Genomic DNA, 26,841 nt, shown 5'->3' with positions numbered 1-26,841 from the left:
CCGCCAGCGATGCCGCCGCGGGCGAAGCGGGCGACGTCGCGCGGCGGCTCATCGGCCAGCTGCGCGCCTTCGAGCGCAACGCCCTGCGCCTGTGCGGCAGCCCCGAGGCCGTCACCGGCGCCAGCTACCTGCTGTGCACGCTGGCCGACGAGCTGCTGACCCGACGCATGGGCCTGAACTGGACGCTGGAGAGCCTGCTCGTCTACCACCATGCCGACGCCCACGGCGGCCAGCGCTGCTGGGCCCTGCTGGACGAACTGCTGGCGCCCGACGCCGCGCGCCGCCAGCCCCACCGCAAGCCGCTGCTGGCGCTGTACGACCTGGCCATCGCCCTGGGCATGCGCGGCGTGCATGCGCTGGCGCCCGGTGGCGAGCAGGCGCTGCACCAGCTGCGCACGCGCCTGCAGGCCGAACTCGGCGACGCCGCCGCGCAGGCGCCCGGACCGGCCGAGATGATGGCCCTGGCCACCCGGCATGCGCGCCCGTCCCGCCGCTGGCTGGGCGTGGGCCTCGCCGCGGCCGTGCTGCTGGCCGTGGCCGGGCTGCATGCCGCCACCCAGCGGCAGTTGGAGGCCCAGTGGCTGGCCGCCGCCCGCGACGCGGCCCAGGCCCTGGCCGCGGACGGCACCCCCGGGAGCCGGCCATGATGCGCTGGCTGCGAGTCCTGCTCTGGCTGCTGGCCGCCCTGCTGCTGGCGGCGCTCGTCTGGTGGGGCGGCCCGGAACTGCGCATCGGCGACAGCCGGCCGCTGGACCCGGCCGGCACCCGGCTGGCGCTGATCGCGGCGATCCCGCTGCTCTTCCTGCTGCCGCTGCTGGGTGGGGCCCTGGCCTGGTCCTGGCGGCAGCTCGGCGGCCTGCAGCGCGCGCCGGCGGCCGATGCACCGCGCGCGGCCTGCACCGACCTGCTGGCCCACCTGCAGGCCAACGCCCCGCGCGGCACCGGCTGGCGCGCGCAGGCGCGGCTGTGGCTGCGGCGGCGCTGGCCGGGCTTCGCCCCCGACGTGCTCGTGGTGGCCGAGCCCGGCAAGGCCCAGGCCCTGCAGCGCCTGTGGCCCGGCGACATGGACGGCGCCATCGGCCATCCCGAGGCAGGCGACGGCTTCTGGTCCGGCGGGCGCTGCTGGCTGGTGCTGCCGCCGCAGGCGCTGGCCGCCTGGGCCCCGGTACTGCGCTGGCGCCGCGCCGTGCGCACCGTGCTGTGGCTGCTCGATGCCGGCACGGAACTGCCCGGCCGCAGCGCGCGCCCCGCCCTGCTCGACGAGGCCCGCGTGCAACTGGCCGGCCTGCGCCGCCGCAGCCGCCGGCAGTCCGCGCTCTGGCTGCTGCTGTGGAACGAGGGCGGCGCCGACCTGCAGCCCGCCTGGACCGGCGGCACCGAGGCGCTGCCGCGCGGCTTCATCCTGCCGCTGCGCGCGCCGCTCGATGCGCGCAGCTGGCAACCGCTCGTCGCCCGGCTGCGCCAGCTGCTGCAGGCTGCCGTGCGCAGCCCCGAGGCCAATGCCGACGCGGCCCAGGCCCGCCTGGCCCTGCTGCACCGCTGCACCGACCAAGCCGCCGCCGCGCCGGTGGCCCTGCGCCAGATGGCCGGCGGCGACGGTGCCTTCGCCGTGGCCCGGCCGCGCGCCGTGTTCTGGTGCTGGGCCGGCGAGCATGCCTGCATCGGCCTGGACGGCCTGCTGGGCGCCATCGCCGCCGACCGCCCGCCGCTGCGCCGCACCGCGGTCTGGGCGCTGGTGCATGGCCTGGGCCTGCTCGCCGTGGCCGCCGCGGTGGCGGCGCTGGCGCTGCAGGTGTCGTGGCTGCGCCCGGCCGACCATGGCCTGGCGCTGCAGCACTGGCGGGCCCGCCTGCCCGAGATCCGGGCCCTGGCCGGCGAGGCCGCCGCAGCCGGCGCGGCCGGCGGCCAGGCCCAGGGCGAGCAGGCGCTGGCCCTGGCCGCCGCGGTAGACGGCCTGCAGTCCACCGCACAGGCCGACACGGGCGAGGCATTGCCCGAGCCTGCCGCCGCGCGCATGGCCGCGCTGGCCGCGCAGCTGTGGCGCCAGCGGCTGCAGCCCGGCCTGCTGGCCTGGAACCGCCAGTGCCTGGCCGCCCGGACACCCCCCCGCCCGGCCGCCGCGCCCGCGCCGGCCGACCTCTACCGCAGCCTGGCCACCGCCCTGATGCTGCAGGGACGGCTGGCCCCGGACGAAGCCGGCCTGCGCAGCGCCCTGCTGGCCTGCGACGCCACGCCCGAACAGGCCGATGCGGCCGCCCACCTGCTGCTGCAGGCCGCCCGGCTGCCGGCGGCGATGGCCGCCACCACGGCCGGCGCGGACGGCCCGGGCAGCGACACCGGGACCTGGCGCGCGCAACTGCGCGGCGCGGCGCACTGGTCGCTGGAAGAGCGCGTCTGGCAGGGCCTGAGCCACGAGGTCGGCCCGGCCGATGCCCACGACTTCGAACTGGCCGGCGCGCTCGGCCCCGCCGCCAGCTGGTTCGCCGCCGGCCCGTCGGTGCCCTGGCTCTACACCGGCGAAGGCCTGCGCCTGGGCTACCACGCCGCCACCGGCCGCTACGAGGCCTGGGCGCGCGAGTACGCCGCCGTCATGGACGAGCCCCAGGCCCTGCCCCGGCACGAACTCGAGGCCCTGGCCGACCGGCTGCGCGTGCGCTACGTGCGCGAGGCCGCCGCCGCCTGGGAAGGCCTCTTCGACAGGACCACGCTGGCCCCGGTGCAGGGCCTGGCCGAGGCGGCGGAACGGGCGCAGGTCTTCGGCAGCGACACCTCGCCCTTCATCCAGCTGCTGGACGTGCTCGAACAGCGCATGCCGCTGCCGCCGCGCAAGAACCTCAGCCTGTGGTGGCGGCTGCGACAACGCGCCGCGCAGGACTGGGCACGCCTGCAGTACGAGCTGGGCTGGCGCAGCACGCCGCGCGCACCGCTGCCGCTGAACGACCCGGCCTTCGCGCTGGCGCAGAACTTCGGCCTCTTGCGCAGCTACTTCGCCGACGTGCAGGGCAAGTCGCCCGCCCGCGAGCGGCTGCTGCAGACCATCCAGGCCCTGGGCCGCTACCTCACGCAGAAGCAGGCGGCCGAGGAATTCGGCAGCCGCACGCCGCCCTCCACCAGCCTGAGCATGCTGCGCGTGCAGGCCCAGCGCCTGCCGGCACCGCTGCGGCAGCTGGTCAACGCCATCGCCGTCTCCACCGGCCAGCAGGTGCACCAGGAGCAGGCGCAGAAGCTGGCGCTGGACCTGGAGGCCATCGACACCTGGCGCGCCTGCCGCCTCGACCCGTCCTTCCCGCTGCGCTGGGACGCCACCGCCGAACTGCCGTGGGAGTCCTTCGTCGAGGACCTGTCGCCGCAGGGCCGGGTGGCGCGCACGGTGGAGGCCTCCGCCGAACTGATCGACACCTCGGGCCGGCAATGGCGGCTGCGACTGCCGCAGCAGGTGCAGGCCGACGCGCGCACCACGGCCGAGCTGCAATGGCTGCAGCGCGCCACCCGGCTCACGCGGGCGTGGTTCCCCGGCGGGCCGGCCGGGCTCGAGCTGCGGCTGCAGCCGCTCTTCCTCGACAGCAGCCTGCTGGAGGCGCGCCTCATGGTGGGCGGCCAGGAATGGCGCTATTCGCACGGCGCCGTGACCGAGACGGCGGTGCGCTGGCCGGGCCCCTCCGGCAGCCGCGAGGTGGAACTGGAACTGCGCCCCGTGCTGGGCCCACCGGTGCTGCGGCGCTACAGCGGCCCCTGGGCGCTGCTGCAGCTGGCGCGCGATGCCCGCATCTGGAGCGGTGCCGACCCGTCCCAGCTGGTGCTGGAACTGGGCGCCGAGGGTGCCGCGCTGCGGCTGGGCGTCACGGCCAGCGGCGAATTCAATCCGCTGGATGCGCGGCTCTATGCGGGGCTGTGCGCGCCGCCGCCGGCAAGAACCGCCAGGGCAGGCCGGCCATGAACGCGCGGCGGCGGACGGCTCAACCGTCGGCCGCTTCGCCCGCGCTCACGAAGCGGCGCTCGCGCATCCACTTGGTCACGACCCACTTCTCGCCTTCTTCCACCGGCGTGCTGGCATGCAGGCAGCGCGGGTCCACGCCGCCCCGGCCGTCGCCGTACTCGAAATAGCAGGCATGGCCCTGGACGGGCGAGAAGGCCAGTCCCAGTTGGGGAAACACGGTCTGGCCGCCCGCCGGCACGTCGTTGAGGTAGGTCACCAGCGTGCTCACGCGCTGGCCGCTGCGCGCCACCGAGGCGCGGTTTGCGGCATTGGTGGGCGCCAGGTAGTCGTGGTGCGGCTCGCTGCCCGCGCCGGCGGGGTAGTGCAGCAGCTGCAGGCCCTCGCCGTTCTCCAGCGGCAGGTTCATCAGCGCCGACAGCCGCCGGTCCAGCCGCGCCACCAGCGCGTTCTCGCCCGGGCGGAAGAACATGCCCCAGCTGCTGCGCTGCCGGCTGACCACGTCGCGGCCGCTGGCGGGATCGACCAGCGTGGATGGCCGCAGCCGTGGGCGCGCCATGTCGATCAGGGCCCGGCATTCGTCGGCGTCCAGCACCGGGCCCAGCGCGGCCCACACGGGATCGTGGCCGCGCGCCTGCACGGTGACCACGCGGTCGGCCGCAGCGATGCGGTGGCCCGGGGCCAGGCGGGCGCGGGGCACGATGGGCCGCGCCGGTTCGTCGTCCGGCAGGGCCACCTGGTCCAGCGGCGGGGCGGTGCCCTGCTGCCGCGCCGCCACGAAGGCGTCGACGATGGCCTGCGCCGCGCGCGCCGACATGCCCTGCCCCACCATGGCGTCGACCAGCCCGGCGGACGGCGCGCCCGCGTCGAGGTTGTGGGTGATCCAGTCGCCCAGCGCGGGCTGAAAACGCAGAACGGTGCTCATGACAGCGGAATCATCGGCCGCCGCGGCAGCCCGCAGCCTGACGCCAGTCCCCAAAGGCCGCGCGGGCGCGCCCGGTGCCGCCGGCCAATGCGCCGACGCAGCCCGCGAAGGTGCACGACGGCGGCGCGCAGGGCCATGGCGACGCCGGTCATCACCAGCAGGCTGAACACCACGTCGCTCGCGAAATGGCCGCCCTGCGCCACGCGCGCGGCGCCCAGCGCCAGGCACAGCAGCGCGCCGGCCGCCCACCAGCGGCGGCGCGTGCGGCGCACGCCCCAGAGGCCGAAGCCGGCGATCACGAAGCCGGTGGCCGCATGGCCGCTGACGAAGGAGCAGTTGCGCGCGCAGGCCTGCGACAGGCTGCCCACCGGCACGTAGTCGTAGGGGCCGCCGAAGGGCTTGACCTGCTGCGGCCGCGGCCGGCCCACCTGCTCCTTGAGGCCCTGGTTGACGACCAGGCACACGCCCAGCATCAGCAGCGCCGCCACGGCCAGCAGCCGGCCGCGCCAGCGCCGCGCCATGCCGCAGGGAATGCGGCGCGCCGGCACCAGCAACAGCACCAGGCCGGCGATGCCGAGCGCGCGGCCGAGCTGCGGCACCAGCCGCCAGAGGTCCAGCACCCCGTGGTAGAGGTTGCCGACGAAGCCGGTGGGAATCTGCGGCAGGTAGAAGGGCGCCGACGCGGCGAGGTCCAGCCCCCCGGCCAGGTGCGGAAGACCAGGCCGCAGGCGAGCACGGCGGCCAGCCAGCCGAGCCAGGCCGCCTGGCGTGGGCACGGCCGACGCCGGAAGCGGCCGGGGATGGGCCGGACGCGGGACGCCGCGGAAGCCGGCGCCGGCGCGGTCGCGGCAGGCGCCGTGGGCACCGTCCACGCACCACCGGCCATGGGCATCGACTGCAGCCTCATGGCGCACCGTGCCATCGCAGCAGCACCAGGCCGCCCATGCGCATCAGCGGCTGCCAGGTGGGCAGCGTGGCGTCCGCTTCGGCAGGGCGGTGGCCCGCCGACAAGGCCGCCAGCTGCGCGGCCAGGGCATCGACCTGGTCCTCGCGCGCCAGCGCCAGGTCGCCGGGCAGCGGCGGGCGGCGCGGGGCGTCGCGCCGGGCGTAGACGGCCACGCTGGGCAGGTGCAGGCCCCATTGCACCAGCGTCGCGCCAGGCGGCGTCGCGGCCCGCGCCAGCACCTCGGCGGCCCGCCGGCCGGCCTCACGCACGGGGGATTGGAGTTGCCGACCCCACCAGGGCACGACGGCCAGCGTGAGCGCCAGGGCTGCCGTGGCCCCCGCCGCGCTCCAGCGCGCGGCCGGTGGCAGCCGGCGCAGGCGCAGCAACAGCAGCACGCCCAGCGCGGCGGCCAGGGCCGCGAGGGCCAGCGGCATCAGCGGGGCGGGCTGGCCGATCAGCGCGCGGTAGAGCGGATTGGCTACGCGCGCCGCATGCAGCGCGACCCAGGCCGTGACCGCCACCACGGCGGCGGGCCACAGCGCCAGCAGGCCCGCCTGCAGCCGCCGGACCCCGCGCGCGGTGGCGTCGGCATCGGCCTGCCAACGTGCCGCCTCGCGCCCGGCCAGCAGCGCCACCGGCGTGAAGCCGTACAGCACGTAGTGCGGCAGCTTGGTGCCCGAGAAGCTGAAGAACACCAGCACGAAGCCCGCCCACAGCAGCAGGTAGCGGCCCAGCGGCTCGCGCCAGGTGGCGCGCACGCGGGCCAGCAGCGGCACCAGCAGCGGCGTCCACGGCAGCATCAGCAGCGGCAGCAGCACCACGTAGTACAGCAGGCTGCCGCCATGGCCTTCCAGCGGGCCGCCGTAGCGCTGCAGGTTGTGGCGCAGCAGGAAGCCGTCGACGAAGGCCATGCCGTGCCGGTGCAGCGCGTAGGCGTACCAGGGCAGCGCCACGGCGGTGAAGACCAGCCAGGCCCAGGCATCGCCCAGCAGCGCACGCAGGCGGGCGCCCCACTGCGCGCGATCCGACGCGGCAACCCACAGCAGCAGCGCCGCGCCCGGCACCAGCAGCGCCACCGGCCCTTTGGTGAGCACGCCCAGGCCGCACCACAGCGCGGCCCGGCGCAGGGCGGCGCGCGCGCCGGCGCCGCCTTCGGCATGCCGCCAGAGGTCCAGCGCCGCCAGGGCCAGCCACAGGTTGAGCAGCGCGTCGGCCGTGGCCGCCCGGCCGATCAGCAGCACGCCGGCGCTGGTGCCCAGCACCGTGCCGGCCAGCATCGCGGCGCGGTGGCCCCAGCGCGGCCAGGCGAAGGCCGCCACGGCCAGCACCCAGGCCCAGGTGGCGAGGCCGGAGGGCAGGCGCAGCGCCGCCTCGTTCAGGCCGAAGGCGTGCACGCTCGCCGCCTGCAGCCAGTAGATGAGGATGGGCTTGTCGAAGCGCGGCGCGCCATTGAGCGTGGTGTGGCCCCAGTCACCGCTGGCCAGCATCTCGCGCGTGGCCTCGGAGAAGGCGCCCTCGTCCACGTCGAACAGCGGCGCCAGGCCCAGGCCCAGCAGCGCGACCAGGCCCATGGCCAGCGCCCACCACGCCATCGTGCGGCGCTCGGCGGCGGGCCGCGATGCGATGAACTCAGCCATGCGCATCGGCACGCCCGCCGCACCAGCCTTCGGCGGCAGGCGGCGCCGTGGCCTGGCCGCGCCGCAGCACATAGGGCGAGCCATGCCGGCCGCCGTAGTAGATGCGCGTGACCAGCTCGGCCAGCACGCCCGTCATCAGCAGCTGCAGCCCGCCGAGCAGGCAGAAGAAGCCCAGCGACAGCAGCGGCCGGCCGCCGATGTCGTGGCCCGCCAGCTTGAGCGCCGCCAGGTAGCTCAGGATGAGCGCGCCCGCCCCGCCCACCGACAGCCCCAGCACGCCGAAGAAATGCCCCGGCCGCGCCGCGAAACGCATGAAGAAGGTGATGGCCAGCAGGTCCACCACCACCCGCAGCGTGCGCGACAGGCCGTACTTGGACCGGCCCGCACGGCGCGGATGGTGGGCCACCGGCTCCTGCGCCATGCGCGCCGGCGCGGTCACGGTCGCCAGCCAGGCGGGGATGAAGCGGTGCATCTCGCCATACAGGCGCACCTCGCGCAGCGTCTCGGCGCGGAAGGCCTTGAGGCTGCAGCCCAGGTCCTCGAAGTCCAGCCCGGTCACGCGGCGGATCAGCCGGTTGGCCAGGCGCGAGGGCAGCTTGCGCAGCCACAGGCCGTCCTGCCGGTGGCGGCGCCAGCCGGCGACGATGTCCAGGTCCTCGGCCAGCAGGCGCTGCACCAGCCGCGGGATGTCGCGCGGGTCGTTCTGCAGGTCGCCGTCGAGCGTGACGATGACGTCGCCGCGCGCCGCGTCGATGCCCGCCTGCATGGCGGCCGTCTGGCGGAAGTTGCGCGCCAGGCGCAGCACGCGCACGTGCGGGCCGACTTCGGCGGCGCGGCGCTCGAGCGCGGGGCCGGTGCCGTCCTGGCTGCCGTCGTCCACCACGATCAGCTCCCAGGGCGCGGGGTAATGGGCCAGCGCGGCCTGCACCGCATCGACGAGCGCGGCGGCGTTCTCCACCTCGTTGTACATGGGCACGACGATCGAGAGGCGGTGCGGGGGCGGCGGCGCGGCGTCGCGCGCGAGCAGATGATGGGGATCGGTGCGGTCCATGGCGGGAACGACGTTGGAAGTCATGACGGCGCCCGCAGGGGCGCGGCAAGGCCGCGACGCGCCACGAGCACGGCCAGCGCCGCGCCCACGCTCGCCAGCAGCCAGAGCGCATGCACCAGCAGGGCGGCGCCGACGACGGTACCGGCCTCCATCGGGGCCGCCGTGCACGCATGCACACCTGCGAGCGCACCGGCCTCGAAGACGCCCAGCCCGGCCGGCGCCTGCAGGGGCAGCGCAGCGCCGGCCTCCGCCCCCGCCGCGCCGCACCAGCCGAGCGCGGCCGGACGCAGCCCCGCCGCCTGCAGCAGCAGGGCCGAGACGCCCAGCTTGATGGCCCAGTTGGCGATGCAGAAGGCCCAGGAGCGCCAGCCGCCCCGGCCGCCGTACAGCCCCTGCAGCAGGCGCCGCGGCCAGGGCGCCCGCCCGGCCCCGTGCACGTCGTCCCCGTCGTGCAGGGCCCCGTGCCAGCCGCGGCGCAGCAGCACGGCGGCCAGCGCCGCCATCGCGGCGACGGCCGCCAGCGCCAGGCCCGGCGACACCAGCAGCGCCACCACCAGCGTGCCCAGCACGGCCGCGTCCTGCAGGCGCAGCCACAGCAGGCTGGGCAGCGACCGGGCCAGCGGCACCTGCCAGTGGCGGTGCAGCCACCAGGCATAGCCGGCCTCGCCCGCGCGCAGCGGCAGCAGCGACACGGCCGCGTTGTGCCAGGCGAAGAGCGCCAGGCAGTCGACGAAGCGCGCGCCGGTGCGGCCTTGCCATTCGGCCTGCAGCCGCGCGGCGCGCAGCGCGTAGGTGGCGGCCACGCCGGCCAGCGCCAGCGCCCAGGTGGCGGCCGGCATGCGGCGCGCCGTGTCCGCCAGCGCGTGGACGTCCACGCCCTGCAGCAGCCAGGCCAGCAGCCCCAGCGCGAGCACGGCCGACAGGGCCTGCACCGCGCGGCGTGCGCGGGGGCCGACGCGCGGCGTCAGGGCGTGCCGGCTCAACCCACGCGCTCCGTCGTCATCCAGCCCGGCTGGCGCGCTGCGACGGCCGGCGCGATCGCCCAGCGCAGACGCAGCAGGCCGCCCGCCACGCCGGCCAGGCCCAGCGCCCACTGCACCGGGGCGCCCAGCGGATAGCCGGTCTGCGTCCACAGCATGGCCAGGCCCGCGCCCAGCTGCACGGCGGCCATCACCGCCTGCGCGCGGCGCCGCGACAGCAGGCCGCCGAGGTCCCAGCGCCGCACGGCACGCAGGCTGAGCGCCGCGGCCACCAGGCCCAGTGCCGCGCCGGCCAGCACGTCGCTGGGCCAGTGCGCGCCGACGGCGATGCGCGACAGCGCGACCGCCGCCGCCATGCCCCACAGCAGCGCCCGCTGCGCCGCCGTGCAGTGGCGCGTGTGCAGCACCACCCAGACGAAGGCGAAGGCCGCCAGCGCATGGCCCGAGGGCATGGCCAGGTGCACCAGCCGGTCGCCGATCACGTGCAGCTGGTCCGGCGGCAGCACGCCGGGCGGCCGCAGTTGCTGAAACAGCCGCTTGGGCACATGCGACAGCAAGCCGCCCAGCAAAAAGGCCCACATCAGCACGTTCACCAGCCGCATCGCCTGGCGATCGCGGCCGGGCGACATCGCCAGCCCGATCAGCCCGATGGACAGCCCCAGGCCCGCCACGCTCAGGCCCGACCACAGGCTGTCCGGCAGCGCCGTGCCCAGCGCGTTGAGGGCCCGGAAGAGCGGCAGGTCGGCCTCGCCCAGGCGCAGCAGCAGCGCCAGGGCCAGCAGGGTGAGCACCGCCAGGGGCAGTCGGCGCAGCTGCGGCGAATCGGACGCGATGGCGGCGGAAGTCGGCTGCGAGGACATGGCGCAGTGGGGCGGGAGAAGAAGGCGGACGACGCGGAACGGCCCCGACGGTAGGCAGCCTCCGTGTCAGTGCTGCGACGGTGTGCGGCGTCCCCGGTGCCACATGCCTGACTTGTGGCGGCGCCACATTCCGGGGCCATGACCTCCGTGCTCGTGACCGGCGCCGCCGGCTTCATCGGCGCCCATGCCGCCGCGGCCCTGGCCCGCGCCGGCCACCGCGTGGTGGGCTGCGACAGCTTCAATGCCTACTACGACCCGCGGCTCAAGCACGCGCGCGTCGCGGCGCTGCTGGCCCCGCTGGGCGTGGCGGTGGCCGCGCTCGACCTGTCGGACGTGCCGGCCACCCAGGACTTCTTCGCGCGCCAGCGCTGCGAGGTGGTGCTGCACCTGGCCGCCCAGGCCGGCGTGCGCCATTCGGTGCAGCGGCCGCTGGACTACGCCACCGCCAACCTGATGGGCTTCGCCTCGGTGCTGGAGGCCTGCCGGCACACCGGCGTGGCGCACCTGCTGCACGCCAGCTCGTCGAGCGTCTACGGCCAGCGCACCGACGCGCCCTTCCGCGAGCAGGACGCCACCGATGCGCCCGCCTCCTTCTATGCCGCGACCAAGAAGGCCAACGAGCTGATGGCCCATGCCTCGGCCGCGGTGCATGGCCTGCCGGCCACGGCCCTGCGCTTCTTCACCGTCTACGGTCCCTGGGGCCGGCCCGACATGGCGTACTGGGGCTTTGCCGAAGCCATCCAGGCCGGCCGGTCGATCACGCTCTACGGCGACGGCCTGCTGCAGCGCGACTTCACCTGCATCGACGACGTGGTGGATGCGCTGCTGCGGCTGGTGCGCCGCGGCCCGCCGGTGCCGGACGCGGGCGGCGTGCCCTGGGAGGTGTTCAACGTCGGCCACCGGCAGCCGGTACGGGTGATCGACTTCGTCGGCCAGCTCGAAGCCGCGCTGGGCCGCCGCGCGATGGTCGCCTTCGCGCCCCGGCCGCCCGGCGACGTGGCGCTGACCTGCGCCGACCCAGCGCGGCTGGAAGCGGCCATCGGGCCCTGGGCCGCCACGCCGCTGGCCGACGGGCTGCCGCGCTTCGTGCACTGGCTGCGTGCGTGGAAGGGCTGGGACGCCGCGCCGGCACCGGCCTCGGCACCGACCGCCGTGCCGGCGCCAGCGGCACTGATCACGGCCTGAGCGTCCACGCCGACCCACGGCAGCCCGCGCACGCGCCGGCGGCATCCGCGACACCTGCCAGCGTCCCGCCGCCCCACAATGGGGCACCATGACGAAGCCTCTTCTTCGCGCTGTCCGGCGGGTCCTGGGCACGGCCTTTGGCCTGCTGCTGGCCGCCGGCCCGGCGCTGGCCCAGGCGCCGGCCGCCGGCCCGGGCGGCGGCGACATGGCCCGCCGCGTGGCCGCCTGCACCACCTGCCATGGCCGCGAGGGCCTGGCGACCAACTCCGGCTACTTTCCCCGCCTGGCCGGCAAGCCCGCCGGCTACCTGTACGAGCAGCTGCGCAGCTTCCGCGACGGCCGGCGCCAGCAGGCGGACATGAGCCACCTGCTGGCCCAGCTCTCCGATGCCTACCTGCGCGAGATGGCCGAGTATTTCGCCGCCCTGTCGCTGCCCTATCCGCCGCCCGTGCCCCCGGACCTGCCGCCCGCGCAGCTGGCCCGCGGCCGCGCGCTGGTGTGGGACGGCGACGCCGACCGCGGCATTCCGGCCTGCGTGCGCTGCCACGGCGCCGCCCTGACCGGCGTGGCGCCCGGCATCCCCAGCCTGCTGGGCCTGCCGCGGCTGTACATCGCCTCGCAGCTGGGCGCCTGGCTCACCGGCGAGCGCCGCGCCCGCGCGCCCGACTGCATGGCCGACGTCGGCCGCCGGCTGGCGCCGGAGGACATCCGGGCCGTCGCCGGCTGGCTCGCCGCCCAGCCGGTGCCCGAGGGCGCACGGCCCGCCACCTCGCTGCCCGGCGGGCTGCCGGTGGCCTGCAGCGCGATGGAGGCGCATCCATGAGCGGCGGCCGCGTCCTGCGCCGTCTGCTGCTGGGCCTTCTGCTCGTCGGCAGCGCGCTCGCGGCCGCCGTGCTGTGGCTCAACCTGCGCGGCGAGGCGCCGGTGGACGACGCGCTGCCGCCGCCCGCCGCCAGCCCGGCGCAGATCGAACGCGGCCGCTACCTGGCGCTGGCCGGCAACTGCGCCGGCTGCCACACCGCACGCGGCGGCGCCGCCTATGCCGGCGGCCGGCCCATCGACACGCCCTTCGGCACGCTCTATGCCGGCAACCTCACGCCCGACCCGCTGACCGGCCTGGGCGCGTGGAACGCCGACCACTTCTGGCGCGCCATGCACCACGGCCGCTCGCGCGACGGCCGGCTGCTGTACCCGGCCTTTCCGTACACCAGCTTCACGCAGGTCACGCGCGAGGACTCGGACGCCCTCTTCGCCTGGCTGCGCAGCCTGCCGCCCGTGACCCAGGCCAACCGGCCGCATGCGCTGCGCTTTCCCTACGGCACGCAGGCCGCGCTGGCCGTGTGGCGGGCGCTCTATTTCCGGCCCGCCGCCTTCGCGCCCGAGCCGCGGCGCAGCGCGGAATGGAACCGCGGCGCCTACCTCGTCGGTACGCTCGGCCACTGCATCGCCTGCCACGGCCGCCGCAACACGCTGGGCGCCATCGACGATGCGCGCGGCCTGGGCGGCGGCCTGCTGCCGGGCCAGCGCTGGTATGCGCCGGCCCTGGACGCGCCGGACGAGGCCGGCGTCGCCGGCTGGCCGCTCGCCGAGGTCATGGCGCTGCTGCGCACCGGCAGCACGCCGCGCGGCTCGGTGCTGGGCCCGATGGCCGAGGTGGTCTACGGCAGCACCCAGCATCTGCACGACGACGACCTGCGGGCCATGGCCGTCTACCTGCAGGCCCTGCCCCAGCAGCCGCCCGCGCCGGCGCCGGCCCAGCCGCTGCGCCGCAGCGCCACGCTCATGCAGCGCGGCGAGACGGTCTATGCCCAGCAATGCGCCTGGTGCCACGGCGACCAGGGCCAGGGCGAGCCCGGCGCCTTCCCGCCGCTGGCGGGCAACCGGGCGGTGCGCATGGCAGACCCGAGCAACCTGGTGCAGGTGGTGCGCCGCGGCGGCTACCCGCCCGCCACCGCCGGCAACCCGCGGCCCTACGGCATGCCGCCCTTCGGCCATGTGCTCGGCGACGAGGACATCGCCGCCGTGCTGAGCCACGTGCGCGGCAGCTGGGGCAACGACGCGCCGGAGGTGACGGCGCGGCAGGTGATGCAGCGCTGAGCGAGCGACGTCCTGCTCAGCCGCCGTCCTGCGCCGCGATGGCGGCCACGGTCGCGCGCAGCGCGGGGGTCAGGGGCTTGTCCTGCCGCAGCGCGATGGCCTGCGTGCGGTGCAGCGGCGGCGACAGCGGCGCCACCGCCAGCGCGGCCTGCGCCTCGGGGCTGCTGACGGCCGCGCGGGGCAGCAGGCTGCAGCCCAGGCCCGCCGCCACCACCGCCTTGATGGCCTCCACGCTGTCCAGGGCCATCGCCGGCTGCGGCTTGCGGGCGCCCTGGCCGAACCAGGCGTCGATCAGCCCGCGGGTACTGGTGCCGGGCGCGAACATCACCAGCGGCTGGTCGCACAGCAGCGCCGGGGTGATGCGCGCCGGCCAGGCGCCCGCCTCGCGGGCCCGCACCGCGACGATCTCGTCCTGCTGCAGCGGCACCAGGCCGAGCGCGCGCGACGCCACGGGCAGCGTGACCAGGGCCAGGTCGAGCTGGTTGTCCTCCACCCGGCGCACCAGCTCGTCGGTGTTGCCGGTGCTGACCACCAGGGCGAGGCGCGGGTGCGCCTGCCGCAGCCGGCGCAGCACCGGCGGCAGGCGATACAGGCAGGCCGTGAGCCCCGTGCCGATGCGCACCGCGCCGGCCACCTGGTCGGCATGCGCGCGCACGGCCTGCACGGCGGATTCCAGCGCCAGGTGCACGCCGGGCAGGTGCGCCAGCAGATCGAGGCCGGCGGCGGTGGGCGCCACGCGGCGGCCGACGCGCTCGAGCAGGCGCACGCCGAGCTGGCGCTCCAGCTGGCGGATCTGCTGGCTCATGGCCGGCTGGGTGAGCCCGAGCTGCGCCGCCGCGGCCGTGAAGCTGCCATGCGCAGCCACCTGCTCGAACTTGCGCAGCTGGTCCAGCGTGAGGGGCGATGCAGAAGCGGAATCGATGGCTGCCATAAGTGCGGGGCGCTTCCTGGCCAACGGGGGACTGCGCAATATACCGAGCATGCATGCCGACCCTGCCGCTCCCGCCGCCGCTTCATCCCCCACGGTCCCTGCCGCTGTGCGCATCGACGCCGACCGCCTCTGGCGCCGGCTTCACGACCTGGCCGCCTTCACCGAGCCCGATCAGCCGTGGACGCGCCGTGCCTTCTCGGTCAGCTTCCAGCAGGGACGCGACTGGCTGCGGCAGCAGTTCGAGGCCGCCGGCCTGCAGACGCGCATGGACAGCGCCGGCAACCTGATCGGCCGGCTCGAAGGCAGCGTGCCCGGCCTGCCACCGCTGGCCACCGGCTCGCACAGCGACACGGTGCCGCACGGCGGCCGCTTCGACGGCGTGCTGGGCGTGCTGGCCGGCCTGGAGGCGGTGCAGTCGATCCGGGAGAGCGGGCTGCGCCTGCGCCATCCCCTGGAGGTGATCGACTTCCTCGGCGAAGAGCCGAGCGACCACGGCGTCTCCTGCATCGGCAGCCGCGCCTGCGCCGGCCACCTGGACGCCGGCATGCTGGCCTTGCGCGACGGTGCCGGCGAGTCGCTCGCGGCGGCCATGGCACGCATCGGCGCACGGCCGGGCGAGCTGGGGCCGGCCCTGCGTCCCCCCGGCAGCCTCGCCGCCTTCGTGGAACTGCACATCGAGCAGGGCCCGGTGCTGGAGGCGCGGCAGCTGCCCATCGGCGTGGTGACGAACATCGTCGGCATCCGGCGCTACACGGTCACCGTCGCCGGCCGTGCCGACCATGCCGGCACCACGCCCATGCACCTGCGGCAGGACGCGCTGGTCGGTGCGGCGGAAGTCATCGCGCAGGCCCAGCGCCTGGCGGCCAGCCACGGCGACGGGCCGCCCTACGTGGTGGCGACCGTCGGGCGCCTGGCGCTCACGCCCAACGCCGCCAATTCGGTGCCCGGCCACGTCAGCATGACGCTGGAGGTGCGCAGCGACGCGCCCGCGGTGCTCGACGGCTTCGTCCATGCGGTGATGGCCGCCAGCGCCGACGCGTTGAACCGCCTGCGCGTCACCGCCGACGTCGCCCTGCTCACGCGCACCGAGCCGGTCGCCTGCGATCCGCGCGTGATGGCGGCCATCGAGGCCGCGGCCGCACGGCTGCAACTGGGCAGCATGCGCCTGCCCAGCGGGGCCGGCCACGACGCCATGCACCTGGCCGAGGCCGGGCCGGTGGGCATGGTGTTCGTGCCCTGCCGCGACGGGCGCAGCCACTGTCCGGAGGAATGGATCGAGCCCGACCAGGCCGCCGCCGGCACGGCAGTGCTCGCGCAGGCGCTGGTGGCGCTGGACGGCGCGTAGGCGTCCGCGTCGCCGGCAGGATGACGGGCGCACATGGTGCAAGGCGCAGGCCTCACCTGCGTGCGCCTTGCGCCGCCAGGCACGGGCCTTGCCCTGACTTACGATCCTCGCCCGCCGCCCCCACTGCCTGCCCTGCACCGATGACCCGCAAGACCGCCCTCGTGATGATCGTGCGCAACGAGGCCGCGCGCCTGGCCCGCTGCCTGGACAGCGCCGCGCCCTGGGTGGACGCGATGGTCGTGCTGGACACCGGCTCCACCGACGGCACGCCGGCCCTGGCGGAGGCCCACGGCGCGCAGGTGGGCCACTTCGCCTGGATCGACGACTTCGCCGCCGCCCGCAACGCGGCGCTGGCCCTGTCGGATGCGGACTGGAATCTGGTGCTCGATGCGGACGAGCGGCTGGTCGACGGCTTCGAGCAGGTCGCCGCCCTGCGCGACGCGATGGACGACGCCCTGGGCCTGGTGCGCATCGACAGCGTCTACGACAACGCCGGCCACGAGGCCGTGAGTTCCGCCTGGGTGCCGCGGCTGCTGCCGCGCGGCGTGCGCTACGAAGGCCGCGTGCACGAGCAACCGATCGGCCCGCCCGCGCTGCCGCGCCGGCGCCTGCCCATCGTGCTGGACCACGACGGCTACCTGCCCGAGCGCCTGGCGGAAAAGCGCGGCCGCAACGGGGCCCTGCTGCGCCTGGCGCTGCAGGATCATCCGGACGACGCCTACCTGCATTACCAGTGGGGCAAGGAACAGGAGGTCGTGCTGCGCGACCATGCCGGCGCCGCAGCAGCCTACGAACGGGCCCTGGCCCGCATGGACCCTTCGCTGGCCTGGCGGCACGACGTGGTGGTGCGGCTGCTGTTCTGCCTGAAGTGCGCCAAGCGCTTCGAGGATGCGCTGGCACTGGCCCAGCACGAGATGCCGCACTGGCGCCACTCGCCGGACTTCTCCTTCGCCGTGGGCGACCTGCTGCTGGACTGGGCCGTTGCCGAGCCGGCCCGTGCACCGGCGCTGTTGCCCGCCATCGAACAGAGCTGGCTGCGCTGCCTGGAGATCGGCGAGCAGCCGGAACTGGAAGGCGCCGTGCATGGCCGCGGCAGCTTCCTGGCGGCGCACAACCTGCATGCCTTCCATCTCAGCCTGGGCGATGAGGCGAAGGCTGCGGCGTTCGCGGCATTGCGAACTGCGCAGGGCTCAAGACAAAGTGGTGCATCGCACGGGATCGAGGGGACCGCGGGCGGAACTGAAGAAATCTGAGTGCCGACTGCCGAATCCTGACTCCTGGTCCCAAGCGGTAAGCCCAGAGCCCTTGATGCTCAACCAAAGTAAGTCACTCGACCAACGACCGTTCGGGCTGAGCATGTCGAAGCCCCGCCCCGGCGTGGGCACACCCCCGTCGACACGCTCAGGACGAACGGGCGGCACTCATGCCGCATGCAGCACCCGCGACACATGCCGCGTCGCCTCCAGCCCCGCCGGCCCCCAGTGCAGCGCCGGGCCCAGCAGGCGGCGCAAGGTCGCCCCCTGCAGCGCGGTGTCCCCCGTCTCCAGCACGTGGCGCAGGGCCAGCACGTCGGCATCGAGCTCCACCTCCGCATCCGCCAGCGCCGCCAGTCCGAGCGCGGGCTTCGCAGCCGCCGCACGGCGCACATGACGGAAGGCGCGTGGCGGCACCGGCGCCGCCGCCGTCGGCGCACTGCCACGCACGAAGGCGGCACCGTCCGCCGCGGCATCACCGCGGAGCCAGTCGTAGATCACCTGCAGCTCGTAGTCGCCAAAGACGCCGAACATGCTCGCCGCCTCGCCCTGCAGCAGCTTCCAGAACCGGCTTTGCGCCGGATCGCTGTTGCGCTGCAGCCAGCCCTTGCGCTCGAGCGCGGCGACGAAGCCGTCGATGGCTTCCGGATCGGCCAGCCACTGGTTGACGGTGCGGCCCTCGATGCGGCAATAGTCGGAGTGGGCCATGCTGCCCTCGGCCGCACGCCCGCCCAGCACGCGCAGCAGTTCACGGTGCCCGTCGAAGGCGGCGATGGCATCGGTGGTGCCGAAGCCGGCATTGCTCAGGCGGTAGCCGTCGGCCACGCGCTCCCAGAAGGCGCCGTCGTCGGCCAGGGCCGGCATGTTCTCCACCGCCGCGCGCAGCGCACGCTGGGCATGGCCGCCGGCCGCGTTGTCCACCGTGACGTGCAGCGTGAAGTAGGTCGGGTCGATGCCCAGTTCGTCGAGCTCGTAGGCCGTGATGAGCAGGTGCAGCGGCAGCTGCTCGTAGCCGAGGTTGAAGCCGATCACCTCCGGCACCAGCGATTCGGTGCAGGCCGCCAGCGCCAGTTGCAAGGCGCCCTGCACATAGGTTTCGTCGTCCTGCTCGGCCCAGTCCACGATGCCCAGGGCGTCGATCAGCCGTCGGTAGAGCAGCACGTGGTTCTTGTCCGGATCGCCGTCGCCCAGCTCCTCCACATAGGTCACGATGAGGTCGTTGAAATGGGGATTGGTGATGCCGGGCAGCAGGCCGTAGAGCCAGGCGCCGTCCACCAGCTTGGTGGGTGCCACGGCACGCAGGAAGTAGAGCGCGTGGGACCGGGAGCCGAAGTAGCGGCGCGGCGCGCCGGCCTTGCGGGCCGCCAGGTAGTCCTGGTAGGCACCGCCGGTGGCTTCGAGCTGCGCCTGCTGCCAGGCGGCCAGGCCGTCGGGTGAATTCGGCAGGTCGCAGGGTTGCTGACGCATCTCCTTGCGCCAGCGTTCGATGAACTCGGCTGCGCGAAGGCGCAACGCGTCGTCGGGCGCATCGTTGGCCTTCCACAGCGCGTCGTACAGACTGCGTGCGCCCGTGGCGGGGGACGGGGCCGGCGACCCTTCGTTCGCGGCCTGACGGGCGGGTTGCAGCTGCGCGGTCGGCAACGACTGGAAGGGCGTGGCCGCCTCTGCGATGTCGAAAGACTCAAGGCGTCGTGTGTGCATGGCTGGACCTTCGCCGAAGCTCGACGCCCGTGCGGACGGGGTCGCGCCTGCATGGTTGTCGGCCGCGGCCGACCCCCGGTCAACCGCCTACGCCGGCGCGGCGCGGTAGGCCCGCCGGCCGGGCGCGGCGTCCTACCCCGGCAAGCCGTGTCGCAGGGCAAACCCTTACCGGCCACGCGAGGCTTGTCCTACGCCCTCACGGGCTTGGGCTGCCCATACTTCGCCCCGCTCCCTGCGACGTCTTCGCGAGAGCACGCCAGGAGACGCTCGATGGACGACACCCCCGACCCCCAGTTCGCCGCATGGATGAAGGCCGAACGCGCCTCGTACGAAGCGGTGCACCAGCTGCACCAGCGCACGCACGGCGGCCGCCTGCTGGCCCGGGCCGAAGCCTTTGCCGAGATCACGGCCCTACGCCGGGAAGCCGACCGCCGCCTGGCCGAGCTGTGCCGTTCGCGCCCGGCGGGTGCGCGGACGCCGGACATCCGTGACGCCGCCCCGGCGCCCCGCCCCTTCCGCATGCCGGCGGGTGCGGCAATGCGCTACGAGCACTGAGCGACCGAATCAGTCGGGCCCGCGCGCGGGCGCCAGCGGGGCCGCAGGCGCCAGGTCCAGCCGCATGGGCTGAACCATCACGGCGCTGCCTTCGCGCAATGGGTGCAGTGCGCCCTCTTCCTTGAATCCGCACACCCGGTACAGGCTCAACGCCGCCGTCTGCGACGTACTGACGTCCAGGCAGACCCACTTTGCCTCCGCGCGCCGAGCCCAGGCGACGGCCGCATCCAGCAGCGCCCGCCCCACGCCCAGACCGCGCGACTGCGGATCGACCCACATCTGGAACAGCTGCGCGATGCGCGGCTCGTCGGCGGGCAACCGGGCCCACACGAGCCCGCAAGGCTGTGGCCCGTGCCAAGCCCAGAGCGGGCATTCGTGCGCAGAGGCGGCGGCCTCCGCAAGCCGCGCGGCCCACAGTGCGTCGGGTCTCGCGGCCTCGGCGTCATGCGTGCTGCCGAAGGCATCCGGCGCCTCGCGCAGGGCGCGCAGGCGAAGGTCCCGGTAGCTGCGCCAGTCGGCGGGCTGAAGGCGTCGGATGGAAATCATGCGTCCTCTCCTGATCGAGAACCGCGGCAATGGGCCCAACAAAAAAGTCCGGCGGCGTCGTACGCCGTCGGACTCGATGTGGTGCCCCAGCAGGATCCTCATCTAACTGCTAAGTATTTGATTTATCTCGGAAACAACTGCCATCCAAAAGTCTGATACCGCCAAAACTACCGTCAGCTTACAGGGTGTGGTCGTCCGCTAGGGGCACGTGCTATGCGACGATTGTCGCGGAATAGAGCAGTAGCACGCATCGGTCGCACCCGCGGGCTGCCATGTGTCCGGTACAGACTGTGAGCCGCCAGTCGCGCGTGCAACGACGAACGACTGCTTTCGGCGAGAGCGGCCAGCAGACCAGATTACCAGCACTGATGCACGTGGCACGGCGTGCCGCCGAATCGTGCCACTAGAGGGCTTTTGCCGCGTTGATCCGAACGACACTTGTATAGCCACTGCGCCGGCGGAAGATACGGTTTCAAACAAGGCTGAGCCCCAAGACCTGTCAGGCGCTGGGCATCAAGCACACCTTCACCCGGCCTTACCGCCCCCAGACCAACGGCAAGGCCGAGCGTTTCATTCAGACCTGTCTGCGCGAATGGGCCTATGGACGCACCTGGGCCAACAGTGCCGAGCGCACCGCCTGGCTGCCCGCTTTCCTGCGCTACTACAACTGCGAGCGCCCGCACTGCGCTCTGGGGCACAAGCCCCCAGCCTCCCGCCTTTGTGGGAACAACCTATTGCAACTCGACACCTAGTCGGCTCGTGACCATGGAGCGCGCGTCTGGATCAGTCAGCGAAAGCTGCTCGCCCGGCTCAGATTTCAATCTCGCCTTCAGGCCATCCAGCTCGCGCATGCGATTGCGCAATTTCTTGATCTTCTCTTGCAGTCGTTCGGTCTTGGCCCGCATGCCGGCAGACTCTGTGCGATCACAAGTCTCCAGCGTGTCCAGATAGCGCTGGATGCTGCGTGCAACCTGTTCTTGGAAGCGGTCGATCTTCACCTCCGTGAAGTTCCGATCTCGGTTGTTGACTGCCTTGAACTTGCTGCCGTCGATAGCCACAACAGCCTGCGAGAAGAGCTTCAGCTCCCGGCATAGGCCAATGAATCGGCGGCAGGCATTCTGGATTCCCTTGCCACTGTCGCGACGAAAGTCAGCAATGGTCTTGAAGTCCGGCGCCAGCCTTCCCGTCAGCCACATCAACTCCAGGTTGCGCTGACACTCGCGCTCCAATCGCCGGCTGGACTGAATCCGGGAGAGATAGCCATAGATGTAGATCTTCAGCAGGACTGCGGGGTGGTACGAGGGGCGTCCCGTCGACTTTGGCGTCAGGCCATCGAAGCCCAGGGCGTGCAAGTCGAGTTCGCTGACGAACGCATCAACCACTCGCACTGGATTGTCCTCAGTGACGACGTCGTCGAGACACTCAGGCAACAACGCAACCTGATTTCTGTCTTGGCCTTCAACAAAGTGCGCCATATCCAGCTCCGCTTGCCACGTCCGCCTTCACTGTACGCACAACACCGTCGATCTTTCAGGGGGTTCTACACAGCCTCGACTGAGAGCGGTCAGCAGACCCTACCGTCCAATTCGACAAGCTTCCGGTGCAAACCAGTCACCCGAAGATCGCGCCAGTTGCCGCCACACTTTGTCAGCACCGTAGACCTGCATGTTGGCCTGCCAGACGCGCTGAATCTGCGGCATCATCCAAGCATCCTCAACTGCATGTGCAGTGGGTCCGCTAGATACCCGCGAATTGCCCCCGCGGCCTCACCGGGATAGAGTGTTTCCTTCCCGTCGACCAACGCCTGCACCATTTCCCGCGCCAACTCCTGCGGCGACTGCTTCGCACCCGTAAGGCCCTTGCTCATCGACGTGTCGACGGCAGTGGGATAGACGCCGCACACGGTAACGCCAGCAGCGGCCCATTCGGCACGCAGAGCCTGCAAAACCGAGTGGGCGGCGGCCTTGCTGGCGCAGTAGCTGGCCATCGCGGGCAGATTCACGTGGCTCAGGAAGCTGAGCAAGGTCATGAAGCGGCCGCCGGGCCGGGCCGCCAATGCAGGGCCAAACGCCGCGGCCAAGTTGAGCATGCCGAAGTAGTTGACCTCCATCTCACGTCGAACGCGAGCCACCCAGTCGCCCTCGAACAGTCGACGATTGCCATTAACTCCCGCACAGTTAATGACCGCATTCAAGGGCACGTCGGCGAGCCGCTGCGCCAGCGCCTCTACGCTAGCCAGATTCGACAGGTCGACGTGCTCGGTCCGAAGGCGATCGGCGCGCGCCTGAGGCACAGAAGGCGCCGTGATCAGTTCGTCAACGCCTTCGGCGAGCAGGGCCTGGGCCACGGCCGCGCCGATGCCGCCCGAGCCACCGACCAAAAGGATTCGCCAGCCTCTGAGCATGTCAGTCATTCGGTGCTCCGCCCGACAGCGGCACCGGCACCGGGAAGTGATCGGTGGCTCGGTGCGCCCTCGGTCAGACGGCGGGCAGTGCAAGACATGCGTGATCCTTGAAGTTCTGATTACATCAGTATACCGTATTCTGTTTTCAAGGCGGTCCTTGCTGGCACAATCAGCGTCTCCTACACCTACCGAGAAGCCATGCTCGTCTCTTTGGCCAAGGCCCCAGCTGGCAAGAATGCCGACATCAGCAAACAGAATATTCGCGACCAGGTATATGCCCTGCTTCGCGAGCGGATGCACGCCGGGGACATCGGCGCGGAACATCGGCTGGTGGACCACGAGATTGCGGCGGAACTAGAGGTGTCCCGTATGCCGGTGCGCGAGGCGCTGCTGCAGCTCAAGAGCGAGGGCTACCTCGATGGCACTTCTCGCGGGTTCATACTCAAACGCTTTGCACCCGAGGACATTGCCAACATGTTCGAGGTACGGCTCCTGCTCGAACCGCCCGCAGCCACCAGCGCCTGCCGCCATTCGAGTCTGGAGGGGCTCGGCCGGATGACGGCAGCCGTGCAGGCCGCGGAACGGGCGCACCGCAAGTCCGACATGCTGGAGTACATGCAGGCCAATTGGGCGTTTCGCTCAGCGTGGGTGGCAATGGTGCCCAACGAGCATCTGGTGCAGATCATCAACCGCCTGCGTGATCACGCGCAGGCGGTCCGGCTGGCCACGCTCAAGGACGAGGCCTTCCGCGCCAAGTCGCTGGCGCATACCAAGCTCATCCTCGATGCGTTCGTTCGGCGCGACGTGGACGCGGTCGGCGAATGCGTGGCACAGAACCTGCGCGAGGCCGCAGCCTCTTACTACGCCATGCAGGAAGCGCTGGTGCACGGCCAGCCGGCCGATGCGCACGCTGAGCCCCGGGCCAAGGTGGGTCGGCGACGCAAGGCAGCCTGACGGATCCAGGCACAGGGCAAGACGCGGCTGCCGGCGACGGCCGCAAGCGTTCACGCCACCTCCGCCCGTGCTTCGAACAGGCAGGTGAAGGGTGCCGTGCGCACCATGCACGCGCATTGCGTTTCTTCGGCCCGCACCGGCATAGACCACAGTGTGCCGGCCACGGCCGCCAGCATGCCGGTGATGGCGTGACAAGCCGGCGCATCGTGGCGTCGCGTGGCGTGCGCGAACGGGCTATTAGCCACCCGCAAGCGCAGCAGTCCAGGCTCCGCTTCAAGGCACCATCGGCCCCATCCTAATGAGGCTGAGCCATCCTCCATGGCACATAGCAGCGCCTCGGCACCCAGCTCCCGCAAGTAGGCGCGCACGCTGTCCGCTCCCCGGCGGTAGACGGAACGGCCCAGCGCGCGCAAGGCCTCGGTGCGGGCAGACTCCTCCAGCCCGTCGAAGGCACCCATTAGCACGTCGGTACGCATCAGCACATAGCGCCGAGGGCCGTCCACGACCTGGCCCGCAGCCAGGTCAAAGACGAGCCGGTCGTGCAGCTTCAGAGCAGCGCCGGCCATCATGGAAAGAGCTGGATGATCTCGTGCGCGGCGCCCGCCTGCAGCAAGTCCACGCGCTTGCACACGATGCGCAGGCCATCCGAGGTGGGACGCAGCCGATGCCGCCACGTGCCAGCCAGCGTCAGTTGCCGCGCCCCGGCGGTCTCGGTGTAAAGGAAGGGCGTGCGCAGCAGGTGGTCGTCCCCATCGGCTGCCTCCACTTCGGGCTGCTGGATAACGTGTAGGCTGCGAACGCCCGGATCCAGCGAATGGGCGGCTGGGCTCTTGAGCCGGCGAATGCGCGTGGCGAGCAGGTAGCGATCCTCGTCGGCCAGGCTCGCGTGCAGAGGCGAATCCTCCTGGCGGTCGCCCGCCAGAGGGACCCAGTAGCGGCATTGCGCGTGGAAGAGCGCGAGCCAGGCGTCGAAGTCGCCCGCATTGAGCAGTCGGGCCTCGTCGAGGACGAAGCGGACCAGGGCATCCACGTCCACGGACGCAGGGGCGGCGAGGTTCGAAACGCACGTGGTCATGCGGCCTCCGTGGTGATCATGAAGGTGCGCCATGCACGGAACTGGTTGCGCATCAGCAACTCGCTGGTGCCCTTGCAGCGCCGGGCAGTGGTGGACGTAAGTTCCGCCGGATCGAAACCTCGGTGCATGCTGACCCAGGGATTGCCATCGGACTGCAGTCCTTGCTGCACGCTCTCGAACAGATGCACGTCGTCGTGCGCCAGGATGGACATGGGCGAGAAGACCAGCCGGTTGTAGCTGACCGCGCGCTCCAGCAGCAGGTCGGGCGCGCCCTCCGGGTGGAAACTCCATGCCTCGACCAGCGTGCGATCCGCCGCCAGGGGACGGATTACCCGCATCACCAGTGGCGCGCCCTTGATGGCGATGCTTGGATAAAGCACGGTGTTCTGCGGCGCACGGTCAAGGATCTCTCGCGTGCGCGCCTCCCCGTGCGCCGCGACCAGCGCTTCTTCGTAGCCCGGTGGCTGCGCGTAGTTGGAGTGGGTGCTGAAGCTCACGCCCAGTGCGCTGTGACCATGGGGATAGACCACGGCGTCCATGCCGTCAAAAAATTCGTAGCCCGAAGCGAAGGGCAGCAGTTGCTCCACTGCCATCGGCAGGATGGCGCCGGTCGCCGTGGTGCCGCCCTCCTCCCACTGCGCCTTGGCCGACTTGCCCGCAGATTCGTGCGTGGAGACCGGATGCACGGTGTCGTTGACGTTCTCCAGATACATCTTCCAGTTGCAGCGCATCACGTTGCGCACGATGCCGCCGGCCACCTTCAACCGACCCGTGGGCGAGCGGTCCACCATGTTGTCGATCCACTGCAGCGCTTCGCCAAAGTAGTCGTTAAAGCCGATGCCCTGAGCATCGAGCCGCACGAAGACGAAGCCGCGATGCTCAGCCACTGCGCCCACACGCGTCAGGCCCTGGCCTGCCTCGCAACGCGACAGGGCTTGGAGGTCGTAGTCTTTCCGCAAGGGCACGCCAAGAGGGCTGCCATCCAGCCTATAGGTCCAAGCGTGGTATGGACAGCGCAGCACACGCCCGGCATGGCCAGCCTCGTCCGTATAAAGCTTGGTGCCCTTGTGGGCGCAGCGGTTGTAGAAAACGCCGATGCGGCCGTCACCCTCGCGCAGCACCAACAGGGGCCGGCCCGCCAAATCGAGCGTGACGTAGGAGCCGGGCTGCGGCAACTGGCTCTCGTGCGCGACGAAATTCCATGTGGCGCCAAAGAAGCGACGTGACTCGAGCTCAAACACCTCGCGACTGACGTAGGCGTCACGGTGGACGCAGTCCGGCCGCACCAGGCAGGCGGGATCGGGGGACGGGGGAACGGTCATGGCGGCTCCGCTAATTTGATCTTAAAAGTATACTGTATTCTTTTTATTTAAAGAGCTCTTTATGCCCCTGCCCGCCGCTCCCCTCGACCTCGTCGTCACCGATCGGACGCCGGTGGCCGACACCGCGGACCTGTTCGAGTTCGTCCGCCCGGACGGCGGCACGCTGCCCGCCTTCGAGGCCGGTGCCCACGTGCGGGTGCAGGTGCCTGGCGGCCCGGAACGCTGCTACTCGCTATGCAACGATCCGGCCGAAACCCATCGCTATCAGATCGCGGTGCACCGCGATCCGCAGTCGCGCGGCGGCTCGCACGGCATGCACGCTCGCGTGGCCGTGGGCGATCGACTGGTGGTCTCGACACCGGCCAACCATTTCCCGCTGGACGAAGCGGCGCCGCACACGCTGTTGATCGCGGGAGGCATCGGCATTACGCCGCTGCTTGCGATGGCCTGGCGGCTGCACGCCATCGGCGCCTCGTGGTCGCTGCATCACGCGGCCCGCAGTGCCGCGCACTGCGCATTTCTGGATGCGCTGCGGCACTCGCCCTTCAAGCAGCGGGTCCAGCTGCACCTGGACGACGGCAGCCACGAAGGCCTGCTGGACGTGCCCGCCCTCATCGCGGCGAGCAAGCCGGGCACCCACATCTACGTCTGCGGGCCGGCAGGCCTGATCGACCATGTGCTGACTGCTGGCCGCGAGGCCGGCTGGCCAGCGGCCCGGTTGCACCATGAGCGCTTCACGTCCGCCCCGCTCGAGCCAGGCATCAACCGAGCGTTTCGCCTGGTGTTGGCACGCAGCGGCCTCTCGCTCAACGTGCCCGCCGACCGAAGCGCGGCGTCCGTGGTGCAGGCAGCAGGCATCGCACTGCCTACCTCGTGTGAACAGGGCATGTGCGGCACCTGTCTCACCGACGTCTTGGACGGGGAGGTGGACCACCGGGACGAATGCCTGGACGATGCCGACCGCACGCGCTGCTTCACGCCCTGTTGCTCGCGAGCGCTCTCGGACACCCTGACGGTCGACCTATGACTCCCCGCTGCGTGCGGGCCTGAGCCGGAAGCAGCGGCAGGCATGCCTGGCATGCAGAAGGGCGGACCCCTTGGCTGGAGCCCGCCCTGCGTTCGTAGGTCGAGTGCCGTCTC

The 26,841-nt window shown here is 72.6% G+C and carries 23 protein-coding genes and 2 pseudogenes; 11 read left to right on the top strand and 14 right to left on the bottom strand.

The genetic code is table 11. The features are described from left to right. Both NS331_RS15360 and NS331_RS15355 read left to right on the top strand, forming a co-directional pair. On the top strand, nucleotides 1-647 hold a 647-nt coding region (locus tag NS331_RS15360), incomplete at its 5' end, for a DotU family type IV/VI secretion system protein (protein WP_193758128.1). After that, entirely contained in the window at nucleotides 644-3,937 is a 3,294-nt protein-coding gene (locus NS331_RS15355; RefSeq protein ID WP_058642839.1) for a type VI secretion IcmF C-terminal domain-containing protein, read from the top strand. The genes NS331_RS15360 and NS331_RS15355, both read left to right, overlap by 4 nt. Nucleotides 3,938-3,956: 19 nt before the next feature. Here the strand turns inward: NS331_RS15355 and NS331_RS15350 are convergent, their stop codons facing one another. From NS331_RS15350 to NS331_RS15325, 6 genes are all read right to left on the bottom strand, one after another. Then, nucleotides 3,957-4,859, bottom strand: a complete 903-nt coding sequence (locus tag NS331_RS15350) for a 2OG-Fe(II) oxygenase (protein ID WP_058642838.1) — start codon at nucleotides 4,857-4,859, stop codon at nucleotides 3,957-3,959. Next, nucleotides 4,856-5,635 carry a phosphatase PAP2 family protein gene (locus NS331_RS15345; protein WP_153012880.1) on the bottom strand — a complete coding sequence of 260 codons (780 nt, stop codon included), beginning with the start codon at nucleotides 5,633-5,635 and terminating at the stop codon, nucleotides 4,856-4,858. The genes NS331_RS15350 and NS331_RS15345 overlap by 4 nt, the downstream gene beginning before the upstream one ends. A 127-nt stretch (nucleotides 5,636-5,762) precedes the next feature. Further along, nucleotides 5,763-7,442 carry a phospholipid carrier-dependent glycosyltransferase gene (locus NS331_RS15340; protein ID WP_193758127.1) on the bottom strand — a complete coding sequence of 560 codons (1,680 nt, stop codon included), beginning with the start codon at nucleotides 7,440-7,442 and terminating at the stop codon, nucleotides 5,763-5,765. Continuing rightward, complete coding sequence (locus tag NS331_RS15335; RefSeq protein WP_082702525.1) at nucleotides 7,435-8,493, bottom strand: glycosyltransferase family 2 protein; 1,059 nt, start codon at nucleotides 8,491-8,493, stop codon at nucleotides 7,435-7,437. The genes NS331_RS15340 and NS331_RS15335 overlap by 8 nt, the downstream gene beginning before the upstream one ends. Nucleotides 8,494-8,513: 20 nt before the next feature. Beyond that, nucleotides 8,514-9,476, bottom strand: coding sequence for a lysylphosphatidylglycerol synthase domain-containing protein (locus NS331_RS15330; RefSeq protein WP_058642835.1), 963 nt, complete (start codon nucleotides 9,474-9,476; stop codon nucleotides 8,514-8,516). Then, nucleotides 9,473-10,333, bottom strand: coding sequence for a phosphatase PAP2 family protein (locus NS331_RS15325; RefSeq protein WP_058642834.1), 861 nt, complete (start codon nucleotides 10,331-10,333; stop codon nucleotides 9,473-9,475). Before NS331_RS15325 ends, NS331_RS15330 begins: the two co-directional genes overlap by 4 nt. Before the next feature lie 138 nt (nucleotides 10,334-10,471). On the opposite strand from NS331_RS15325, the gene NS331_RS15320 reads away from it, so the two are divergent. The 3 genes from NS331_RS15320 (at nucleotide 10,472) to NS331_RS15310 (ending at nucleotide 13,615) form a co-directional block, all read left to right on the top strand. Then, nucleotides 10,472-11,518: an NAD-dependent epimerase/dehydratase family protein gene (locus tag NS331_RS15320; RefSeq protein ID WP_082702524.1), complete on the top strand. Its 1,047-nt coding sequence runs from the start codon at nucleotides 10,472-10,474 to the stop codon at nucleotides 11,516-11,518. 88 nt (nucleotides 11,519-11,606) lie between these two features. Further along, nucleotides 11,607-12,341, top strand: coding sequence for a c-type cytochrome (locus tag NS331_RS15315; RefSeq protein ID WP_058642833.1), 735 nt, complete (start codon nucleotides 11,607-11,609; stop codon nucleotides 12,339-12,341). Next, nucleotides 12,338-13,615 (top strand): c-type cytochrome, encoded by a 1,278-nt coding sequence (locus NS331_RS15310; protein ID WP_058642832.1) that lies wholly within the window; start codon nucleotides 12,338-12,340, stop codon nucleotides 13,613-13,615. Before NS331_RS15315 ends, NS331_RS15310 begins: the two co-directional genes overlap by 4 nt. Before the next feature lie 16 nt (nucleotides 13,616-13,631). Here the strand turns inward: NS331_RS15310 and NS331_RS15305 are convergent, their stop codons facing one another. Next, nucleotides 13,632-14,546 carry a LysR family transcriptional regulator gene (locus NS331_RS15305; protein ID WP_058642831.1) on the bottom strand — a complete coding sequence of 305 codons (915 nt, stop codon included), beginning with the start codon at nucleotides 14,544-14,546 and terminating at the stop codon, nucleotides 13,632-13,634. Nucleotides 14,547-14,652: 106 nt separating this feature from the next. On the opposite strand from NS331_RS15305, the gene ertE reads away from it, so the two are divergent. Continuing rightward, a complete protein-coding gene (gene ertE, locus NS331_RS15300; protein WP_058642830.1) occupies nucleotides 14,653-15,891 on the top strand; it encodes an N-carbamyl-l-glutamate amidohydrolase ErtE in 1,239 nt (412 codons plus the stop codon). Between the two features lie 140 nt (nucleotides 15,892-16,031). Continuing rightward, on the top strand, nucleotides 16,032-17,144 hold the full coding sequence (locus NS331_RS15295) for a glycosyltransferase family 2 protein (RefSeq protein ID WP_058642829.1): 1,113 nt from the start codon (nucleotides 16,032-16,034) through the stop codon (nucleotides 17,142-17,144). Between the two features lie 168 nt (nucleotides 17,145-17,312). Here the strand turns inward: NS331_RS15295 and NS331_RS15290 are convergent, their stop codons facing one another. After that, the gene (locus NS331_RS15290; RefSeq protein WP_082702522.1) at nucleotides 17,313-18,845 is read right to left on the bottom strand and encodes an iron-containing redox enzyme family protein; all 1,533 of its coding nucleotides are present in this window, start codon (nucleotides 18,843-18,845) and stop codon (nucleotides 17,313-17,315) included. Nucleotides 18,846-19,115: 270 nt separating this feature from the next. Between NS331_RS15290 and NS331_RS15285 the strand changes: the two genes are divergently transcribed. Then, nucleotides 19,116-19,400: a hypothetical protein gene (locus NS331_RS15285; protein ID WP_058642828.1), complete on the top strand. Its 285-nt coding sequence runs from the start codon at nucleotides 19,116-19,118 to the stop codon at nucleotides 19,398-19,400. 9 nt (nucleotides 19,401-19,409) lie between these two features. Here NS331_RS15285 and NS331_RS15280 read toward each other — a convergent pair whose 3' ends face one another. Continuing rightward, nucleotides 19,410-20,048, bottom strand: a complete 639-nt coding sequence (locus NS331_RS15280; protein WP_242873764.1) for a GNAT family N-acetyltransferase — start codon at nucleotides 20,046-20,048, stop codon at nucleotides 19,410-19,412. Between the two features lie 377 nt (nucleotides 20,049-20,425). Between NS331_RS15280 and NS331_RS25620 the strand changes: the two are divergent. Continuing rightward, nucleotides 20,426-20,698, top strand: a pseudogene (locus tag NS331_RS25620) (integrase core domain-containing protein); the annotation flags it as partial. On the opposite strand, the pseudogene NS331_RS15275 reads toward NS331_RS25620, so the two are convergent. Further along, a pseudogene (locus NS331_RS15275) lies at nucleotides 20,693-21,421 on the bottom strand (transposase); the annotation flags it as partial. The pseudogenes NS331_RS25620 and NS331_RS15275 sit on opposite strands and share 6 nt — an antisense overlap. A 224-nt stretch (nucleotides 21,422-21,645) precedes the next feature. Further along, nucleotides 21,646-22,350 carry an SDR family NAD(P)-dependent oxidoreductase gene (locus NS331_RS15270; RefSeq protein WP_242873766.1) on the bottom strand — a complete coding sequence of 235 codons (705 nt, stop codon included), beginning with the start codon at nucleotides 22,348-22,350 and terminating at the stop codon, nucleotides 21,646-21,648. 198 nt (nucleotides 22,351-22,548) lie between these two features. Here NS331_RS15270 and NS331_RS15265 point away from each other — a divergent pair, with 198 nt between their 5' ends. Next, entirely contained in the window at nucleotides 22,549-23,304 is a 756-nt protein-coding gene (locus NS331_RS15265; protein ID WP_058642825.1) for a GntR family transcriptional regulator, read from the top strand. A gap of 50 nt (nucleotides 23,305-23,354) precedes the next feature. On the opposite strand, the gene NS331_RS15260 is transcribed toward NS331_RS15265, so the two are convergent. The 3 genes from NS331_RS15260 to NS331_RS15250 are packed head-to-tail and all read right to left on the bottom strand — an operon-like array spanning nucleotide 23,355 to nucleotide 25,701. After that, nucleotides 23,355-23,873, bottom strand: coding sequence for a V4R domain-containing protein (locus tag NS331_RS15260; protein ID WP_058642824.1), 519 nt, complete (start codon nucleotides 23,871-23,873; stop codon nucleotides 23,355-23,357). Then, nucleotides 23,870-24,340, bottom strand: coding sequence for an aromatic-ring-hydroxylating dioxygenase subunit beta (locus NS331_RS15255; RefSeq protein WP_242873763.1), 471 nt, complete (start codon nucleotides 24,338-24,340; stop codon nucleotides 23,870-23,872). The genes NS331_RS15260 and NS331_RS15255 overlap by 4 nt, the downstream gene beginning before the upstream one ends. A gap of 35 nt (nucleotides 24,341-24,375) precedes the next feature. Beyond that, complete coding sequence (locus tag NS331_RS15250; protein ID WP_058642823.1) at nucleotides 24,376-25,701, bottom strand: aromatic ring-hydroxylating dioxygenase subunit alpha; 1,326 nt, start codon at nucleotides 25,699-25,701, stop codon at nucleotides 24,376-24,378. Nucleotides 25,702-25,762: 61 nt separating this feature from the next. Between NS331_RS15250 and NS331_RS15245 the strand changes: the two genes are divergently transcribed. Beyond that, on the top strand, nucleotides 25,763-26,728 hold the full coding sequence (locus NS331_RS15245) for a PDR/VanB family oxidoreductase (RefSeq protein ID WP_058642822.1): 966 nt from the start codon (nucleotides 25,763-25,765) through the stop codon (nucleotides 26,726-26,728). Nucleotides 26,729-26,841 lie beyond the last annotated feature (113 nt).

The organism is Pseudacidovorax intermedius (genome assembly GCF_001476815.1).
Lineage (GTDB): Bacteria > Pseudomonadota > Gammaproteobacteria > Burkholderiales > Burkholderiaceae_C > Xenophilus > Xenophilus intermedius_A.
Note: the sequence above shows the minus strand (reverse complement) of the source record. Positions and strands in the feature narration are given on the sequence as shown.